The organism is Daejeonella sp. (assembly GCF_037719425.1).
Lineage (GTDB): Bacteria > Bacteroidota > Bacteroidia > Sphingobacteriales > Sphingobacteriaceae > Daejeonella.
Genome location: NZ_JBBJNI010000110.1, coordinates 1 through 14,304, shown reverse-complemented (window position 1 = coordinate 14,304; position 14,304 = coordinate 1). Strand labels below are relative to the sequence as shown.

15 protein-coding genes are annotated in these 14,304 nt (G+C 44.8%); 1 reads left to right on the top strand and 14 read right to left on the bottom strand.

What is annotated here, in order from left to right; genetic code table 11:
* Positions 1–692 precede the first annotated feature (692 nt).
* Positions 693–1,907: a DUF1343 domain-containing protein gene (locus WKF69_RS13935; RefSeq protein WP_340382684.1), complete on the top strand. Its 1,215-nt coding sequence runs from the start codon at positions 693–695 to the stop codon at positions 1,905–1,907.
* A gap of 228 nt (positions 1,908–2,135) precedes the next feature.
* Here the strand turns inward: WKF69_RS13935 and WKF69_RS13930 are convergent, their stop codons facing one another.
* From WKF69_RS13930 to WKF69_RS13865, 14 genes are all read right to left on the bottom strand, one after another.
* Positions 2,136–3,002, bottom strand: coding sequence for a sterol desaturase family protein (locus WKF69_RS13930; protein ID WP_340382683.1), 867 nt, complete (start codon positions 3,000–3,002; stop codon positions 2,136–2,138).
* An 86-nt stretch (positions 3,003–3,088) separates the two neighbouring features.
* Positions 3,089–3,781 carry a TIGR04283 family arsenosugar biosynthesis glycosyltransferase gene (locus tag WKF69_RS13925; protein ID WP_340382682.1) on the bottom strand — a complete coding sequence of 231 codons (693 nt, stop codon included), beginning with the start codon at positions 3,779–3,781 and terminating at the stop codon, positions 3,089–3,091.
* Entirely contained in the window at positions 3,774–4,391 is a 618-nt protein-coding gene (locus WKF69_RS13920) for a TIGR04282 family arsenosugar biosynthesis glycosyltransferase (RefSeq protein ID WP_340382681.1), read from the bottom strand. The genes WKF69_RS13925 and WKF69_RS13920 overlap by 8 nt, the downstream gene beginning before the upstream one ends.
* A gap of 132 nt (positions 4,392–4,523) precedes the next feature.
* Positions 4,524–4,910 (bottom strand): FAD-dependent oxidoreductase, encoded by a 387-nt coding sequence (locus tag WKF69_RS13915; protein ID WP_340382680.1) that lies wholly within the window; start codon positions 4,908–4,910, stop codon positions 4,524–4,526.
* A 15-nt stretch (positions 4,911–4,925) separates the two neighbouring features.
* Positions 4,926–5,900 (bottom strand): arsenosugar biosynthesis arsenite methyltransferase ArsM, encoded by a 975-nt coding sequence (gene arsM / locus WKF69_RS13910; protein WP_340382679.1) that lies wholly within the window; start codon positions 5,898–5,900, stop codon positions 4,926–4,928.
* 55 nt (positions 5,901–5,955) lie between these two features.
* A complete protein-coding gene (arsS, locus tag WKF69_RS13905) occupies positions 5,956–6,999 on the bottom strand; it encodes an arsenosugar biosynthesis radical SAM (seleno)protein ArsS (RefSeq protein ID WP_340382678.1) in 1,044 nt (347 codons plus the stop codon).
* Position 7,000: 1 nt separating this feature from the next.
* Positions 7,001–7,336: an arsenosugar biosynthesis-associated peroxidase-like protein gene (locus WKF69_RS13900; RefSeq protein ID WP_340382677.1), complete on the bottom strand. Its 336-nt coding sequence runs from the start codon at positions 7,334–7,336 to the stop codon at positions 7,001–7,003.
* Positions 7,337–7,493: 157 nt separating this feature from the next.
* Entirely contained in the window at positions 7,494–8,423 is a 930-nt protein-coding gene (locus WKF69_RS13895) for a 1-phosphofructokinase family hexose kinase (RefSeq protein ID WP_340382676.1), read from the bottom strand.
* A gap of 82 nt (positions 8,424–8,505) precedes the next feature.
* Positions 8,506–9,258, bottom strand: a complete 753-nt coding sequence (locus tag WKF69_RS13890) for an SDR family NAD(P)-dependent oxidoreductase (RefSeq protein ID WP_340382675.1) — start codon at positions 9,256–9,258, stop codon at positions 8,506–8,508.
* Between the two features lie 4 nt (positions 9,259–9,262).
* A complete protein-coding gene (locus tag WKF69_RS13885) occupies positions 9,263–10,114 on the bottom strand; it encodes a fumarylacetoacetate hydrolase family protein (protein WP_340382674.1) in 852 nt (283 codons plus the stop codon).
* A 7-nt stretch (positions 10,115–10,121) separates the two neighbouring features.
* Positions 10,122–11,003 carry an SMP-30/gluconolactonase/LRE family protein gene (locus WKF69_RS13880; RefSeq protein ID WP_340382673.1) on the bottom strand — a complete coding sequence of 294 codons (882 nt, stop codon included), beginning with the start codon at positions 11,001–11,003 and terminating at the stop codon, positions 10,122–10,124.
* Between the two features lie 5 nt (positions 11,004–11,008).
* Entirely contained in the window at positions 11,009–12,190 is a 1,182-nt protein-coding gene (locus tag WKF69_RS13875) for a mandelate racemase/muconate lactonizing enzyme family protein (protein ID WP_340382672.1), read from the bottom strand.
* 18 nt (positions 12,191–12,208) lie between these two features.
* Positions 12,209–13,780, bottom strand: coding sequence for a sodium/solute symporter (locus WKF69_RS13870; RefSeq protein ID WP_340382671.1), 1,572 nt, complete (start codon positions 13,778–13,780; stop codon positions 12,209–12,211).
* 12 nt (positions 13,781–13,792) lie between these two features.
* Positions 13,793–14,304: hypothetical protein (locus WKF69_RS13865; protein ID WP_340382670.1), on the bottom strand; the 512-nt coding region annotated here is incomplete at its 5' end.

Sequence of the window (14,304 nt, the reverse complement as noted above, 5' to 3'; positions counted from 1 at the left end):
ATGTTATCCTGTTTTTAAGTGACTTAATTTGTCAACCTATTTCAGGACAAGACATTTGTTTCGGACTTCCGAATTCATACATCATTCCTCCTACCCTTAATTTACTAAAAATCCTCGTCTTTTACGCATCAAATGCACTTTTACCATATTTTCAACGCCGGTGAAAGCGCTATTATCACTTTCGCAATGCTGGTAAACCGGCAATTATGAAATTCGCAATGGCGGTGAAAGCCGTATTACCAAAATCGTAATTGAGAAACCTGGGTTTTACCGGAAAGAAATGAAAAAGAAGGGGAAATTCTGCGCGAAATCGGGGTTTGGCAGGTTGGTTCTAATCAGATTTAATATTTACAAACTACCTCCAGAAGCCACATACATTCCTGACGCTATTTCAGGACGAGACACGTTGCATTTCATTCATTCCTTTCCCTTACTACTTCTACGTGGCATAAACCCGCAAAAATCGTTACCATTTATGAAAACCCGCAGAGTAACGCAACTATTTATAGCCTTTTTATCTAAGGGTGATCTATGTGTGATCTAAGGGTGATCTCAGTACTAAGACAGGGTGAGAGCGGGTGATGCCCTCGCCACCAACATGCGGGCAATACGGTTAAAAGTTGCGGTATTTTGCAAGTTGCACACGGCAGGATAAATAAAAACCATTACCTTTAAATCATAAAATATCTAATATGAAATCTATAATAACTATCCTTGCCTTCCTAACCCTAGCCTGTTCTTCTACCAAACCACAAAATACATCAGGCATAATCCCTGCAAATCCAATAAAAACCGGTGCTGAACGCACAGAAGAATACGTCCCTTACCTGAAAGGAAAGCGCGTGGCCATCCTTGCCAACCTTACCAGTATAATCGGGAAAACTCATTTGGTCGACAGCCTGAAGAGCCTGGGAATAAATGTGGTTAAAGTGTTCGGCCCGGAGCATGGTTTCCGGGGCAACGCTAGTGCAGGAGTACAGATTTCGGATGAGATTGATGCTAAAACAGGCATCCCGATAATTTCATTATACGGGAAAAAAAATAAGCCTACAAAAGAAGACCTTGCTGATGTTGATGTAATGGTATATGACCTGCAGGATGTAGGGGTACGCTTTTATACCAATATCAACGCGCTGAGCCGCCTGATGGAAGCTTGTCAGGAAAGTGGCAAGGAACTTCTTATCCTGGACCGGCCTAACCCTAACGCCTATCTTGTAGACGGCGCCATACTCGATATGAAGTACAAATCAGGTATCGGTATGTTCCCAATGCCTATGTCTCATGGATTAACCGTGGCAGAATTTGCACAAATGGCAAATGGCCAGGGATGGTTAACAAATGGAGTAAAATGTAAGCTCAGGATCGTAAAAGTGGCCAATTACAACCATGATATGCCCTACACCCTGCCTGTAAGCCCTTCACCTAATTTAAATACCCAGCAGGCGATCATGCTTTATCCCTCTACCTGTATGTTTGAAGGAACCTACCTGAATCACGGCCGCGGTACATATTTTCCGTTTACTGTAATCGGCAGCCCGGAGCTAAAGGGTAAGTATGAATTTAGCTATACCCCAACCGGTATTAAAGGCATGGCAGAAACGCCCCTCTTTATGAACCAGGTTTGCTACGGACTTGATCTCCGCAACTACGACGTGGAGCAATTGAGAAAGAAGAAGCAGGTAAATATCCAATGGATAATGGAATTGTATAAGGCACATCCTTATAAAGAAAAATTCTTCGACTCCAAGCTAAGCAACCAGATGAATAATATCGAGGTCCAGATCGGCTCCGGCCTTTTCCGCCAGCAGATCATCGACGGTAAATCTGAAGCGGAAATCCGCGCAAGCTGGGAGCCGGGCTTGTCTCAGTACAAGGAAATGAGGAAGAAGTATTTGCTTTATAATTAGTAGAAGGGGCGTTGTATAGATAGCAGCTTCAAAGACTACGGTACGTTCTATTACCGATAAAACCAAATATGTGATCGACAATAAGCTGAACGGAATGTTCTGGCAGCTCGGCGGCGATTCGTCTGGATTAGTCTTCTTAATGAGATCAATACTGTTAAAACAACTTATCAATTTGGCAATTAATTAGACGGGACGTTCGTTCCCCCGCAAGCTGCAGGGAAACCAGGCTTATCCTTTAAGCATATCTTCTCCGCTCGCAGGTTTGCGTTCGGGACGTGCGTTAAGATCCTTCGGCCATGGACGGATCCGGGTAAAAGGCATTTTAAGCAAAAAAGGTACGGTAAGCTCTGCAGGATCGTGATATGAGGGGACCCCGGTTAAGATTTCGTCCTGATGTATATTTACGCGGATAGTTCTATGAAGCCGGTCCCAAAAGGAGAATATGACCGAATAATTGCTGTCTGTTTCATTTTTGATCACCGAATGATGGATGCCATGCATCCGGGGCGTTACGATCAGCCAGTTTAATATCTTCTCAAATCTGTAGGGAAGTTTCCAGTTACTGTGGTGGAATTGGGTTGCTGCTTCAAAAACCACCTCGTACAAAAGCACCTGCAGCGGGCTTGCACCTGAGAGAAGTACGAATGCTCCCCGGAAAAAAACGGAGCCTATCAGCTCGCCGAAATGAAAACGCAGTGCGGTGCTCACATCCAGATCGGGGTCGGAATGGTGTACGACATGAAATCGCCACAAGACCGGCAGTTTATGATTCAGGATATGCCAGCAATAGTTCGTATAGTCCAGGAAAAGAAAGGCGATCAGGGTTTTTATATAGGGGTCAATATCGATTACGTACAGCAGTCCCCATTGCCAGTCCTCGTTTCTAATGGCCAGGCCTACCATTAGCGGCAGGAACACAAATCGCAGCAGCACGAACGATGGCATGGAAACGAGCACGTTGGTGAATGTTCGTTTAAAAACGGACTGGGTCGGCCGGCGGAGTTTCCATCTTTGCTGACAAACGAATAGTACCACGAATACTATCATCAGGGCCAAACCCCCTTTAATGTCAAATACTAGTCTTATCTCATCCATTCAATTTAGATTTTAAGCAATTTTTTCCGTTCGACCGGTCACGCTCAGTTCCTTTTCAGCAGTAAATTACGATGTGGTTTCATCATTCAGAGTTTATTTTTACGAATAAGTTTCCGGTGCAGCTTGAGCAGGGATTCCTGTGACCAGCCAAAGTAATACAGCGTCCAGATCAGGTAGAAAATTCCCTGCATACGGTATGGGCCGTTATCCACATACTTTCTGGCAGAGGTAGTAACATAATCTTTTAATACTATAAACGTCCCTTCCCTCTTTATCCGATGGATGATCTCCTGATCTTCCATCATTAACAGATCCTCCCGGAATCCCCCGCTGCGTCCAAAGGCATTCTTAAGCACAAAGAGGCTTTGATCACCGAAACGGACAGCATTAGCATCAAAACGGGTAAACCACGCATTTGCCATTAGGAACCAGTGTTTATCATCGAATAACATCCTGAAGCAACCTGCGACAGCCCCATATTTAACAGCATTTAAAATTTGCCGGTCGTAGTTAACCGGGGGCATAGAGTCCGCGTGTAAAAAGTACAAAATGCTGCCATTGGCCTGTGCTGCCCCGTAATTCATTTGTACAGCGCGCCCCTTTCCGCTCCTCAAGACTTTAGCCCCTGCATGGACCGCAACATCGGCCGTTTCATCGGCGCTCCCCCCGTCTACAACTATGATCTCGAGCTCGCCCCCTGCCGCTGATCGGCGTGCTGCATCTATAGTCTGCGCGATCTGACTGGCCTCGTTATATGCCGGTATGATGACGCTAATCATGCGTCTCCTTCCCGTAAAATAATTTACCGGAAGCTTTTATCAGGTCGGCTTCGGTATCAATGTCGTTAAATTCCTGCAGACAATATACACTGAGATTCAGATCTCTGCATCTTGAGAGGGTGTCTTTCAACACCTCACTGGTGCTCCAGACCATATTCCGGAACAGATCTTCATGTAAGCTCTTCATGGCTATCAGATAATAACCCCCATCCTCTGCGGGGCCTATCACAATGTCATGATATTCCAGTTGTCTGAAGCTCTCATCAATGATTTCTTCCGTAAGCTGCAGGCAGTCCGAACCAATGACTGCAACCCGTTTATTTCCCCGGGCAATTGCGTTGTATATGGCATTGCGCATCCTTTCTCCCAGGTCAGCACCGCGCTGCACAGCTTTACTGTACGAGTTTTCGTCCCACATGTCACCGGCTGCAATGTAGTCGGAATAGAGCACGGTCATATTCGCTTTTACACCACGGACGTTTCGTTCTGTGTGAAGCAGTAATTCCTTATAAACGGAAAGGGCCGCACTGGTACCAATAGTTGCTGCAAGCCTGGTTTTTACTTTACCCTCTTCCAGATTTTTAGTAAATATTAATAAGGCGTGTTTCATGTTAATTTATTTTTTCACTTGTATCCTGATCTTGTTAAAAGTGGAATATACTCCATAAGCGATCATCAATACTATAAATCCATAAACCCATGAAGGTATATTTCGCCCTGCCCATCTGCTGCCAGAGTCCCATCAGTTGAAAATTTTATAAGCTATGCGTAATAGCAACTTTACATTTCCGGATAAGCCTTCCGACATCAGCTCGGTGATCAGGCCCTGATTGATGCGCGATGCAACAGGATAAGGGTAGATCTTATTAAAAATTGCTTTCACAGAAAGCCTGTTTGCAGCGGCAAGAATAAGCTCCTGTATAAGCTCGCCGGGCTGTTGGATGATTCTTGCTGTGTGTATCAGCGATTTACTTGGCCCACATCCGTCGTTCAGACAGTCGCCGCCAATATCCTTGTCGCTTCTGGATATCATGAGCACCTTGAAGCCCGCCTGGTTCATAAACAACCTAACGCTCAAACCGCCGGAACCGGCTCCAATTATAATGATGTCAAACTCACGTTTGGCCATACTCTATTTTTTTTTTCAGCAGCATCCGCCGCCGTCATAAAACCAGGTTGAGTTTGAAATAAAGATATCCGGGCGGTTTAGGCCCGCAAGGTTAGCTGCGGTTTTATCACAAACTGCAAGCGGCTGATTATGCATTAAAACGTGCCCCAGCCCGTCGTCGAAATACTGCTGATCTCCATGGTAAATGGCGGTTTTACCCGTAAATACACAGGGCCCGTCGGCCGGCATGGGGTCCTTTATTGCACAAACTTCCACGCTTTCAATAAAGAGCCTTTCTGTGGTATCATAGTTTAACGGATCCAGGATGCGATAAGCGCGCCTGGCCCGTATCTCCACGGTACCAAAACCGGCATTGGTGATCATTTTTATATATTCGTTCAGGGGCAGGGAACCACTCAGGCAAAGGGCACGGAGGCGCTTATCCTCTTTTAGATTTTCGGGCATTTGCTGCTCACACACAGGATCCGACAAAACCAGCCTGCCATGTGGCTTTAGCACCCGGTACATCTCCTGAATCGCTTTCTTCAGATCATCCTGCTTGAATATATTAAACAGGCAATTCTGAGCTGCAATGTCCATACTGTCATCTTCTACAGGCAATTGCAAAGCATCTCCTTTTACCAGGCTTATAAAATCGGAGCTAAACCAAGGATTTTGCCTTTCCGCCTCCGCCAGATTCTCCTTGCAGACCTGCAGCATTTCATCTACGATATCCACACCTGTAACCCCTGCAGCCTGTCTGCTGAAATAAGAGAACTGCAATAATTCCATACCGCCTCCCACACCAACGTACAGGATCTTTGGATCGTTCACCAGATCACGTAAATGGATAGTGCTGCCGCATCCATAGTTCATGGTCATCATTTTTGCGGGGACCTGCAGCCCAGGGAGTTGCCACACCGGAGTGGTAGTGCAACATAGCCCTTCCTGCGGATTTTCGGCTGCTTCCCGGTAGACGTCTTTTGTTGTTTCTAAATAATCTTGATCCATAGTATTATGTATAATGTAGATGCTTACTATGCATCACATCGCCGGCCGATAATTTTTACACTAAAGTCCCCCCGCAGCTTGCCCCAGAGCCTGCGGTACAGCCATAACAATGTTGTTTTACAATGATATTTCTGTCGGTAAGCACAGCAGCATTGAAATCGGATATGTGCCGGACTGAAGATTGGACTTTTAAATCCAGCATTTGATTGAAATCACAATCATATAAATAGCCATCCCAGCCAATAGATATGGTGTTACGGCACATAACATTGGCAGCTGCTACAGGATTAAAGGCATTCACCAGCTTATCCATATAACTCTCATAATTTCCACTTTCTAAGAGATAGTCCAGAAACCGGCTTACTGGGAGATTGGTAATAGCAAATAAGCTGTTAAATTCTATATCGTATTGCTCCAATAAGGCTTTTTTATACTCTTTTTCAAGGGAACTTTGAGACGGAGGCATAAAAGCGCCCGCCGGATTATAAACCAGATTAAGGATCAATCCTGTTCCTTGTTTACCATAACCTTCCTCATTAAGCATTTGAAGCGCTTTGATAGAACTTTCAAACACCCCATTCCCGCGCTGGCGATCGGTTCGGTCCTGCGTATAAAATGGAAGTGAGGAAACTACTTCAATGTTGTGTTTACGATAGAATTGAGGCAGGTCGTGATACTTTTTATTGGCCAGTATGATGGTAAGGTTACAGCGGACCATAACATGACGATCAAGCTTTTTTATTTCTTCCACGAACCACCTGAAGTCTGGATTCATTTCGGGTGCCCCGCCTGTCAGATCTACTATTTTCAAATGCGGGTTATTCCTTAAAGCATCGAGGCACTGCTGCATCGTCTGGCGGGTCATGATTTCTCTGCGATCCGGGCCCGCATCCACATGGCAATGTCTGCACACCTGATTGCACATCTTGCCCACGTTGACCTGGAAGATATCAATATCCACAGGCCGCAAAGGGAACACTCCCGCCGCGGCTAGCTTATCCGCAAACAAAGCATGTTTGTACAGCCCACTCCCTTCCAGAATGGCAAGCTGGTTATGGGTCTCCGCGAGAGGGTGCTGGAGCACTTTAAGCGACTTCATACTACATTCCTATCTCTTTCACTTTATTCATCATTTGCACCCCATGCACCAATACCGCACCCCCTTTGATTGCTGCAGCAACATGTACAGCTTCCATCATTTGGGCTTCACTATAGCCCTTGCCATAAGCGTCGGCGCTATACGCCTCAATACAGTATGGGCATTGAACTGCATGGGCCACGGCAAGAGCGATCAATGATTTTTCTTTTGCCGTCAAAGTTCCTTCATCGAATACCTCTCCATAATAGGAAAAAAATTTATCAGCAAGCCCCTTATGAAATTCTGCAATGTTGCCAAATTTGGCAAGGTCGTCGGCGTTGTAATAATTGTTACTCATAGTTGACATTTTGTATTGATAACCATAAAAATAGCTAAAAGTTATTTTTACGCATTATTTACCGCTAATTACACTTAAAGTTCCTTTTGGCTATCATCACTTCTTTTCTTAGCTAATTTGGAGTGCCTGGTAGAATCCTGTGAAACGTTGTTTTATTTCATTTTATCAGCCATCTAAAAAGTTTCTCGGCATCTGCTTTTTTAAAGAGTTCTGTTCCTGCATTCATCGTAGCGGCGGTTCCGCAAGCAACACCCATCTGTACAGCTTCCGCCATGGTTTTCCCTTGAGATAATGCATGAACCATGCCGGCCACCATGCTGTCGCCTGCGCCGACCGTACTTAATTTTTTCACTACAGGAGCCTGAACATGCATGGTCTGGTCACGGGTAACCAGGTATGCCCCTTGTGCACCCATGGATACCACCACCACCTCGCATTTAGCTTTTTCGATCAGATCCCTTGCAGCATCATCAGCTGATTCATTACTTAATACCCCTTTTCCATGGAGGTTACTGAGTTCTCCAAGATTCGGCTTCACTAAGAATACACCTTCATCTACGGCCTCGTTCAAAGCTTCGCCTGAAGTATCTACAATAAAACGAGCGCCTGCTTTTTTTGCAACCCTGGCAACCCTGGCAAAAATATCAGCTTTGATCCCTGGCGGAACACTGCCGCTTGCTACGATATATTCTGATCCTGCCGCCAGTTGTTTAAGTTTCTTTAAGATCAGCGTTTCTTCGTTCGGATAAAGCAAAGTTCCTGGCATTCCGAAACGAAACTGCTGATTAGTCGAAGATTCAACTACGATAAAATTTTCACGTGTAGGATCCCTGGTTTCAATCGCATGATAATCTACATTTTCTTTTTCCAATAAGCTTTGCAGGAGTTTTCCCGGCATTCCACCAGCTGGAAACAATGCAAGAGAATCCGTTCCAAGTTTTTTTAAAGCTTTTGAAACATTGATACCTCCGCCACCTGCTTCAAATTTCGGCGGTTCACAGCTGAGTTTTTTTTCCGGGATCAACTGATCAACAAAAGTGCTTTTATCAATTGTCGGGCTTAGTGTGAGGGTTATGATCTTTGTCATTAGTATATATATTTGTTAGTGTTTAACTTAAATGTCTTACAGTTACACTACTATCAAACTGTCAAATTGCATGTGAGATAAGTTAATATGTGGCCCTCCCTCCTGAAATATCAAATATAAAACCCGTGTTAAAACTCGCTTCCCTGGACACTATCCATGCAGCCAGCGAGGATACTTCCTCTACTGTCCCCAACCTTTTCATTGGAATTTTATCGATCATATACTTGAGTTGTTCGGGTGCGGTGTCTGCATTCATGGCGGTTTTTATTACTGCGGGGGCAAGCCCGTTTACAGTAATTCCCGAATCTGCGTACTCTTTTCCAATCCCTTTAACTAATCCAATTACACCGGCTTTCATCGCGGTATACCCAGCCATATACGGATTTCCATCCTTCCCGGCCATCGATGCAATTAGCAAAATGCGTCCGTACTGATTTTGTTCCATGATCCGGATAGCATTCTTCGTCATCAAAAAGGCACCTCTTAAATTTATGGAGTAGATTTTGTCAAAATCCAGAACCTTGTAATCCGTAATTTTAGTAGCAGTAGGGCCAACTATTCCGGCACAATTCACCATGATATCCAATTTGCCGAACTTATTGTAAACCCGATCGAAAGCTTCGTTCACATTTTGTTCATCAGAGATATCTACCTCCATTCCGTCGGCCTGAAAACCCCTTTCACAGAAACCTTCAACCGTTCTGGCTAACATGGCTGCGTTAACATCAAATGATACCACTTTCGCCCCTTCGGACAGCAAACGCTCTGCAATTCCCTTTCCTATGCCATCTGCTCCACCGGAAACAACTGCTACCTGATTTTCAAATCTTTTCATTGCTTTATGCTTGTATACAAGTTTGTCTCTGAACCCCTAAATGTTCAACAGATAATTCAACTAAATCGCCTTCCTTGAGATAAACCGGGGGCTTCATTCCCAGACCCACACCAGGAGGGGTGCCTGTAAGTATAAGATCCCCTGCTTCAAGTGTCATGAATTGAGAAAGGTAGTGTACAATGAAATCGACATCGAACACCATTTTTGCTGTATTTCCGGTCTGCATCCTGCTGCCATTTACGCTGAGAGACATGCTGAGATTTTTATGATCTTTTACCTCATTTGCAGTAAGCAAAAAGGGTCCAATAGGAGTAAAATTGTCGCAGGATTTACCTTTTGTCCATTGACCGCCCATCTCTAATTGGAAAGCCCGTTCGGATACATCGTTAGCGACACAATAGCCTGCGATATAGTGCCTGGCGTCATCTGCACTTTCAAGGTACCGGGCGTCTTTGCTTATAACTACCCCCAATTCCACTTCCCAGTCTGTTTTTTCACTTTTTCTGGGGATTAAGATATGATCGAAGGGACCTACGACGGTATTCGAGCCTTTTTGAAAGATAATAGGCTGCTCCGGAACCGGCATTCCTGATTCTGCCGCATGGTCTGAATAGTTAAGCCCTATACATATCACTTTACCCGGACGTGCAATACATGCTCCCCATCGGGCGTCTTCCGGTACGGCGGGGATATCTGGATGCTGGATAAGATAAGATTTGACCCTTTCTATTCCATAATCGTTAAAAAAAGCCCGGTCCCAATCTCTGAATGCAGTAGATAGATCTCTTCGCACATTATTTTCATCTATTACACCGGGTTTTTCAAACCCTGGTTTTCCAAATCGTATCAGTTTCATTTTATATTTAAATTTTATAGATATTAAATCCTTGAAATCCAGCATTCTTAATAACAAAGAGTGCTCCTGCAAATGGTTGTTTTTTTAATTCAATGCCGGTTAGACCAATTCTTGCCGATGTAATATATAGGTCTTGTAACTGGTCACCACCAAACGTACATGATGTTACCCTGGATACAGGTAAAGGAACACTTTCCAGGATATGCCCAGTTACAGGATTAACCCTGACTATTTCCCAGCCATCCCATAATGCTATCCAGATCATTCCTTCACTGTCAATGGTCATTCCATCCGGTGTTCCGTCCCCGGAGGAGAAACTTATAATTACACGCTTTCCACATATCTCTCCGCTGTCTAAATCAAAATCATAAGAAACTACCTGCTTAGTCGGAGAATCAATATAATAAAACTTTGTATTATCCGGGCTCCATGCCATGCCGTTTGAACAGCCGACTCCTTCTATCTTTAATGTTACTGAACCATTAGTCTCCAGTGCATAGACGCTTCCCAGTCCTGGTTTTCCCGACATTGACATAGTTCCGGCCCAAAAACGACCCCGGGCATCGCATTTCCCATCGTTGAACCTATTATCACCGTTACCTTTCTCAACTTCGGCCAGCATCGTTAATCCGCCGGTTTCAATATCTACCGCAGCAAAGCCATCCTCAACCGCCGCGAGCAGCTCTCCCCGGACATTCAAAGTAATGCAGCCTGGGATTTTGTCCAATTGAACAATTTTGTGCTCCTGGAAGTCAGGATAGAATTGGTGAATTTCTCTATTCAGTATATCCAGCCACAAAATCCGTTCATTTATGGCATCCCAAATCGGGCTTTCTCCTAATAAGCAGGTGCTGTTATCTGCATTTGCGAGCTGCGGGAACTTCATCATTAGGGTTATAAGGAAACCATCCAGGTTTCCGAACTATTTTTTTTCACAAAATCTTCATTAACAGAAATGCCTAAGCCAGCTCCAACAGGAACAATTGCCTTTCCGGATTCAACCTGTAGCGGAGTATCTAGTACTTTATTAGCCGTTTCAAACATATCCAGTTGATGTTCCTGGGATGTTGCATTTTCCAGTACAGAAGTGACGTGCCAGGTTGCCGCTACGCCTATAGCGGTGCAAATGCCGATATGCGGACTAACCTTAAGACCTTTTTCGGTTACTTTATTTATAATTCGCTGCCCCCCGGTTATCCCGCATCTCACAATATCAGGCTGAGCAATCTGCATCGCATCCAACGCAAGCCAGGGTTCAAATTCGCGTACAGTTCTAAGAGGTTCACCAATTGCAATCGGAGTTTTAATGTTATTAGCTAATTTAGCATGTCCGGCAATATCCTCAGGCTCAATTGGGGCTTCAAACCACATCGCGTTAAGCTGATCAAGACCCGATCCGATCTGTAAAGCGGTAGCATAATCATGGCGACAAATTGCATCAAATGCAAGTTCGGCATCCGGGCCGATTGCGGTACGAATTGCCTCTATTTCGCGAAGAGTCTCTTTGGCTCCGGCACCAATAAAAATTTTCACTCCTTTGAAGCCCTCTGCGATTTTCTCTTTTGCCAATAACTCGCGATCAGCTAATTCTGGTCTTCTAAGCCCGGAAACGTAGAGAGGCAGTCTGTGGTTCACAACTCTGCCCAGCAATTGATTAACAGGCTTGTTTTCGGCTTTGCCCTTTATATCCCATAGCGCAAGATCAATACCCGTGATTGCATCAATGGTATAGGAGGTTGTATGCCCGCGGGCATGGCTAAGATGGTACAAGCGGTCATAGATGAAGTCAGTATCGGTTGGATCGAGACCCAGTATTGCAGGGCCCATTAATTTTGATATTAAGGTTGCAGGAACCTCCGGAACCAGCGGTGACTGCGCTTCACCCCAACCCACTAAGCCTGTATTGGTTGTAATTTTAACCAGGCACGACTCCGTGAGCCGGCTGTAAGCATGCTTCCACTGGGGCTCAAAGTAATAATCTGTTCCCGGGAACCGGTTAGGGGATTCGGTGTGCCCGCCCAATCGATAATGGTGATCAAATTTGAATGAAAAAACTTCTATTGTCTGAATTTGCATCTCATTTTTTTGGTCTTTTTATGCGTACCTGATAAAGAAAAATAAAACCGCTCCCGTTACAATTGCCCAATAAATCACCGGGTTGCGGAATCCACGGTTTTGTTCTTTTTCCTCAGCCGGTATTTCCAGGCTTTTCCTGGTCCAGATCAGTCCCACCAGCTCTTCATCTGATTTACGCTTGGTGAACAGGCTAACAACCGTGCATGTTAGCATACAGGTCCAGAACACAATGCCAGTACGATTATAAAAAGGCATGTCAGGAAATAAATATTCCATGCCGAAAGACATTGGGATGGTCAGGATGCCAGCAGCCAGCGCCCCTGCGTGAGTTGTCTTTTTCCAGAGTATCCCCATTAAAAACATGGTTGCAATTCCGGGTGTAAAAAGACCATATGCGCTCAGTAAATAAAGAAACACTGGCTTATCTGAATGGCTTATTAACAGTCCCGTACAAATTATTCCGAGCGCGATGATGACAACTCCGGAAAGTCTTCCAAATTTTAACGACTCGGCATCTGTTGCATCCTTTTTGAAATATGGCAAATAAACATCCATAGTCAGGATCGTTGTGCATGAATTAATAGCCCCTGATAAGTGCGACATAATTGCGGCGATAAGTCCTGCCATAACCAGCCCCACTAAACCCGAAGGAAGAATGTTCTTTACCAGAGTTGGAAATATAAGATCTGGTTTTTCGAGATCCGGAAACATTTTCTGGGCCACCAGGGCGGGGCCAATGATCATAAAAGGAATCAAAAACTTGAGATAATCTGCAAAGATCACTCCCATACGGGCATGCCATTGATCTTTAGCCGCTAAAGTTCGCTGAACAATGAACTGGTTCGTTGCGCAGTAAAACACGCTAATACAAATAGCTCCCCCGAGGTACATTGTCCACGGAAACGCGGGATCGTCTGCGGGCAGAAGGAGATCCCAATCTTTAGAAGTGGCCAGCACTGCTGAGATTCCGCCAGCTGCATCTATCGTCATATACGACAAAACAGCCATCCCTAGTATAAGAATACTTAACTGCAACATTTCAGTCCATATCACGGCTCTTAGGCCCCCAAGGATGGTATACAAGCCAGTGGCTAATGCCAGGACTACTACACTCCACCACATCGGAATATCCAGTAACGAATGAATTGAGAGGGCACCCAAATATAAGACCGCCCCTATCTCCACAAAAATATAGGTAAAAACAACGAGGACGGAATAATTTGTACGGGCTCCCCCGCCGAATCGCTTTTGTAGAAATTCCGGCATGGTGTAAAACCCGTTTCGCAGATAAAATGGGAGGAATATCCAAATCAGGGCGTTAAACCCTAATAATATTGCACCCCATTCTGTAATCATGGCGACAAAACCCCGGCTATAAGCCACACCCATAGTGCCTATTAATTGATGGCTGCTGAGATTAGCTGCCACAATACTTCCCCCAATCATCCACCAGGGCAATTTGTCTCCGGCAAGGAAATAATCGCGCTTTGTTTTTAATTTTTTGCTGGAGGCATACATTCCCAGAGCCAGGACACCAAGAATGTAAATGGCAAAGATGGAAATATCTAACGTTGACAATTTAAAGTCCATGACGATACAGCTTTAGTATTTAAGGCCCGAACTGCTCGCAACCTGCAACAGCTGATCTTTATCCCAATCTTCAAAGAATGCAGGAACAGGGCCTCTGATTCTGGATGTCCGGATAACGCCTTGTTTTACCAGAATTTCTTTCCATAAACAGCGGTTCGCAATATCCTTCTCATAAGCAGCCAGCCGCGAGAACGGTGCAAAGTGCTGAACTGCATCTTTGAACTTCCCCTGCTCCAGCAGCTCCCAGGTCTCACTGAATTGCTTTGGCATATAGCAGGCAGGCATTGTCCCGCAGCAACCCGCTTCAAATTCCTCCGGCAGGAATACACCACTGTTACCTCCAAAAACGCCCTCAAGCTTTGAAGCTGGATGGGCCAGTATCTTTCTGGCTTTATTGATAATATTGCCGAATTCTAATTTGATATATTTTAAGTTTTTCAGTTTGGCAGACAGATTTACCAGAAAATCGACCGACAGGGAAATATCGCTTAGCTGATGGTCCTGAATAATAACGGGAATGTTTA

Excerpts from the sequence above, each read along its gene's own strand:
- WKF69_RS13915 (WP_340382680.1), bottom strand. The coding sequence starts at position 4,910 with ATGGCCAAACGTGAGTTTGACATCATTATAATTGGAGCCGGTTCCGGC.
- WKF69_RS13920 (WP_340382681.1), bottom strand. The coding sequence starts at position 4,391 with ATGAAACACGCCTTATTAATATTTACTAAAAATCTGGAAGAGGGTAAA.
- arsM (WP_340382679.1), bottom strand. The coding sequence starts at position 5,900 with ATGGATCAAGATTATTTAGAAACAACAAAAGACGTCTACCGGGAAGCA.
- WKF69_RS13895 (WP_340382676.1), bottom strand. The coding sequence starts at position 8,423 with ATGACAAAGATCATAACCCTCACACTAAGCCCGACAATTGATAAAAGC.
- WKF69_RS13870 (WP_340382671.1), bottom strand. The coding sequence starts at position 13,780 with ATGGACTTTAAATTGTCAACGTTAGATATTTCCATCTTTGCCATTTAC.
- WKF69_RS13900 (WP_340382677.1), bottom strand. The coding sequence starts at position 7,336 with ATGAGTAACAATTATTACAACGCCGACGACCTTGCCAAATTTGGCAAC.
- WKF69_RS13875 (WP_340382672.1), bottom strand. The coding sequence starts at position 12,190 with ATGCAAATTCAGACAATAGAAGTTTTTTCATTCAAATTTGATCACCAT.
- WKF69_RS13935 (WP_340382684.1), top strand. The coding sequence starts at position 693 with ATGAAATCTATAATAACTATCCTTGCCTTCCTAACCCTAGCCTGTTCT.
- WKF69_RS13890 (WP_340382675.1), bottom strand. The coding sequence starts at position 9,258 with ATGAAAAGATTTGAAAATCAGGTAGCAGTTGTTTCCGGTGGAGCAGAT.
- WKF69_RS13885 (WP_340382674.1), bottom strand. The coding sequence starts at position 10,114 with ATGAAACTGATACGATTTGGAAAACCAGGGTTTGAAAAACCCGGTGTA.
- arsS (WP_340382678.1), bottom strand. The coding sequence starts at position 6,999 with ATGAAGTCGCTTAAAGTGCTCCAGCACCCTCTCGCGGAGACCCATAAC.
- WKF69_RS13930 (WP_340382683.1), bottom strand. The coding sequence starts at position 3,002 with ATGGATGAGATAAGACTAGTATTTGACATTAAAGGGGGTTTGGCCCTG.
- WKF69_RS13880 (WP_340382673.1), bottom strand. The coding sequence starts at position 11,003 with ATGATGAAGTTCCCGCAGCTCGCAAATGCAGATAACAGCACCTGCTTA.
- WKF69_RS13925 (WP_340382682.1), bottom strand. The coding sequence starts at position 3,781 with ATGATTAGCGTCATCATACCGGCATATAACGAGGCCAGTCAGATCGCG.